Below are 4091 nucleotides of genomic sequence, written 5' to 3' on the forward strand. Positions count from 1 at the left end.
TAGTTGGATTTATTGGGGACAGTTAACAACTTTGAAATTGTTGGGGACAGTTAACAACTATTTCAACTTTATTGCTAGGGTTTATTATTTGTCCCACAATTATTCGTTCGCTAAAACCTTAAAAGTTGTTACCTGTCCCTCCATTTATCCATGGACGGGGACGGTTACATGGCCGGGGACGGTTAACATTTATTTCAACTTTATCGCTAGAGTTTATTATTTGTCCCACAATTATTCGTTTTCTAAAACCTTTAAAGTTGTTACCTGTCCCCCCCTTTATCCTTGATTTCCTAAACTTTGTAACCTCTTGGTGTTATAAACTTGCCATCTTTTACATAACTTTGACTGTTTCCAATAATAACAATTGATAACATATCAACTATGTTTTCATCAAAAGTATCTAATGTAGATATGCTTACTTCTTGTCCATCTCGAAGCGCATTTTTAACTACAGCTATTGGCACAGTTCCTGCTCTATGTTTTCTTATTATATCTATATTTTCTCTTAAATAATTAGGTCTACCCTTGCTTTTAGGGTTATATAATGAAATTACAAAATCACCTTCTGCAGCTAGGCCTACTCTTTTTTTAATTAATTCATATGGTGTCATTAAATCACTTAAGCTTATGTTACAACTGTCATGCATTAATGGTGCTCCAAGCACTGAAGCTGCAGCAGACGATGCTGTAACTCCTGGAATGACCTCAACTTCCTCATCTCCTCGAAGCTGAAGTATTAAGCCGGCCATTCCGTAAATTCCAGAATCACCAGTACTTACTACACTAACTATCTTATCCCGGCAAAGCTCTAGTGCCTTTTGGCACCTAGCTTCTTCTCCCTTCATACCTGTAGAGAATATTTCCTTACCTTCCAATAATGGTTCTATCATATCTATATATTTGTTATAGCCTACAACTATATCGCTCTCTTCAATGGCTTCCTTAGCCCTTATTGTCATATGTTTTAGTCCACCTGGCCCTATTCCTATTACATATAATTTTCCCACTTTAACTTCTCCTTCACTATCTATTTCTTCCTCTGCTATGTATTCTGCTTGTAATGTCTATTTTATCCCGTCTCTAAACATATGTGTAAATGTCTTATCATACAAAAGGCTCTTCTCGTATTCACAATCTATAAAATCACCTACAAGAATTTGAGCACATTTTGTTATGTTAGCCTCTTTTACCTTCTCTGCTATATCATCCAAAGTCCCAATAATTGCTCTTTCATCCGCCCAAGTAGCTCTTTCAATAACAGCTATCGGAACATTTCTTCCGTATCCTGCTTTAAGCTTTGCAACTACCTTATCAATCATACTTATAGATAAGAAGATAGCCATAGATGCTCCAATAGACGCAAGCTTTTCTAAATCCTCAGTTTCTGGTACAGGAGTTCTACCTTCGACTCTTGTTAAAATTAAAGTTTGAGTCACACTTGGCAGTGTAAATTCTTTTTTTATAACAGAAGCTGCTGCTGAAAATGAACTTACTCCTGGCACTATTGAATAATCTATATCAAACTTATCTAGCTCATCCATTTGCTCTTTTATAGCACCATAAATAGCTGGGTCTCCGGTATGTAATCTTACTACGTTTTTATTTTCACTGGCTGCCTTTTTCATAACCTCTATAACTTCTTCCAGGGTCATGGAAGCTGAATTGTGAACTACTGCATCTTTCTTGCAAAAGCTCATATGCTCGGGACTTACAAGAGATCCCGCATATATAACTACATCCGCACTAGATAATATATTTCTTCCCTTAACTGTTATTAAATCAACATCCCCTGGTCCTGCACCTATAAAATATATCATAAAATTCACCTATTCCTTATTATTTATTGTCGATAAAGTTCTTACCTGTCCCTACCTCTAGACCTATCTTTCGACTTATTATCTTCTATTAACTCAATTGGTTGTTAACTGTCCCCAACTTATTGCTGTATTGTTATTGTCAATTAGTTGTTACCTGTCCCCAACTTATCTTTGCTTTTAAAGTCTCTTTATTCTTTCTTTGCAATTATTAAACTCATGTATTCTTTATGTTTTAGTATATCTTCGCGGTTCCTTAGGACTTCTTGTCCCTCTCTACCTGCCTTTTTAATATATACATATGTATATCCCAATGCTTCTAGATGGTTCAAAACTTCTTCCTCTACTCTATAAACCTTCATAATTACTAAGAATTTTTCATCCTTTATAGAATCAAGTCTAGATGCTGGAAGTATTAACAGTGGTTCGTTACCAATTACTAAATATTCATTAGCAATGCTCGCAGCGGCACAAAATGAGGTTATACCTGGAACTGTTTCAACTTCATATCCACTTTCCTTTATGTAATTTAAAAGATATATGTATGTACTGAATACAAACGGGTCTCCTATAGTTAAGAAAGCCACATCCTTCCCAGCTTTTAGCTTTTCCTCAATAGCTTTGAATGCTTCATATATTTTAGATTCTTGCTCTTCTCCCCCCATTGGAAAATGCTTAACCAATACTTCAGAATTCTTATTAATATATTCTTCTGCTATTTCATGGGCTATGCTTTTGCCTCCATTTTTAGCACTGGGTACTACTATTACATCACATTTCCCAATAGTTTTTATTGCCTTTATTGTAAGTAGTTCCTTATCTCCAGGTCCTACCCCTACACCATATAATTTTGCCATGTTTAATCCTCCATATCTAATTAGCACAACAAATAAACAATAATTCAGTATACTAATCTAGCCTGGACTATTATAGCCTATTCCAGATTTGCATATTCTAGCCTATTGCATTTTATGTGCCTTACTTAATTCATATTTTCTATAACAACCACACTGAGATCATTGAAGGTTTTATCCTTAATTTCTTCCACTGTGCCTTTTATTATTCTTTCATCCTCGTATGATAATTCTTCACCCACATAAACCGTAGCTTTAATATTATTCTCGTAAAGTTTTTCACATAATGCTTGCGGGGAATTACTTTTATCAGTAAGCCACACAGATATCCCATGTCGTCCTGCAACTTTTATAAATTCTTCCTGCCTTCCATGCATACTGCCTAAATAAGCGTTTTGCCATGGCTTTTGGAGCTTACACATTAAGTATTGAAAAGAACTTATTCCAGGTACTATTTCTATTTCGCCCTTAAAATTATTCTTTATGTAACTTGATATACCATAAAAACATGGATCACCTGATGCTATTATGGCAATATCTTTCCCCACGTTTTTCGTTATAAAATCCATAATATCTTTTAATGTTTTTACTATTATCTTATCGACGTTAATCTTAGGTATACTCATCGAAGCTCTTTCAAACCCTATGATTACATCAGCTTTTTCCATAGTCTCTACTGCCAAAGGAATAATATATTTAGGATCACCAGGCCCTATGCCCACTATATAAACCATATATTCTGTTACCTTTCATTATTTATTAATTATTTTTTCCTGCAATTAAGCGATTTGCTGTTAACTGTCCCAGCTTATTCTTTAGCTAGTTATCTATTATTAGTTTTTAACTGTCCCCAACTTATTTTAGTTGTTAACTGTCCCTACCTTATTCTTGCCTTATTCTTATTTATCCATTAGCTCATTAGTTGTTAACCGTCCCCACCCTACACCCTATAGCCTAAGATATTGTATTTATAAAATCTTCATCATTTCTAATGCAATCAAATTCCTTGCACTCATGCACTTTCTGGTTAATAACTGGGTTTAGTCTAATTGCTTTTGATAAGTTAGCTATACACTCTTTCTTTTTATTCATCATTGCATATACTCTACTTTTGGTGAAATATGCAAAAGCTATCCCTAATTTAGTATTATATTTTACCCGAATTGATTTGTCACATAATTCTAAAGCCTCATTATACATTTTCTTTTTCAAAAGAAGTAGCGCTTTATTTGAATATATCTGAGAGTCTTTAGGAGTTAACTCTATAACCTTATCATAACAAGCTTCCGCTTCATCATATTTAAGCATAAGTACCAATGCAATGCCTTTTCCAAAGTATGCCTCTGAATAATCATTTTTCATCTTTATAGCAATATCAAAATAAATAATTGCTTCTTCAAATCTTTGAAGTTTCGTTGAAATA

Annotated in this window: 5 protein-coding genes; all 5 read right to left on the reverse strand. The window is 34.1% G+C overall.

Annotated elements, in window-relative coordinates; all coding sequences use genetic code 11:
• Positions 1-290 precede the first annotated feature (290 nt).
• Positions 291-1007, reverse strand: a complete 717-nt coding sequence (gene cobJ, locus JJE11_RS15895) for a precorrin-3B C(17)-methyltransferase (RefSeq protein WP_291637369.1) — start codon at positions 1005-1007, stop codon at positions 291-293.
• 57 nt (positions 1008-1064) lie between these two features.
• Positions 1065-1817 (reverse strand): precorrin-4 C(11)-methyltransferase, encoded by a 753-nt coding sequence (gene cobM / locus JJE11_RS15900; protein ID WP_291637371.1) that lies wholly within the window; start codon positions 1815-1817, stop codon positions 1065-1067.
• Between the two features lie 188 nt (positions 1818-2005).
• Positions 2006-2671: a cobalt-factor II C(20)-methyltransferase gene (locus tag JJE11_RS15905; protein WP_291637372.1), complete on the reverse strand. Its 666-nt coding sequence runs from the start codon at positions 2669-2671 to the stop codon at positions 2006-2008.
• Positions 2672-2796: 125 nt separating this feature from the next.
• Positions 2797-3402, reverse strand: a complete 606-nt coding sequence (gene cbiE / locus JJE11_RS15910; RefSeq protein ID WP_291637374.1) for a precorrin-6y C5,15-methyltransferase (decarboxylating) subunit CbiE — start codon at positions 3400-3402, stop codon at positions 2797-2799.
• Positions 3403-3622: 220 nt separating this feature from the next.
• The coding region (locus tag JJE11_RS15915) for a tetratricopeptide repeat protein (RefSeq protein ID WP_291637376.1) at positions 3623-4091 on the reverse strand (469 nt) is incomplete at its 5' end.

This window comes from Clostridium sp. (genome assembly GCF_016650095.1).
In the GTDB taxonomy this organism is placed as follows: Bacteria; Bacillota; Clostridia; order Clostridiales; family Clostridiaceae; genus Clostridium_AD.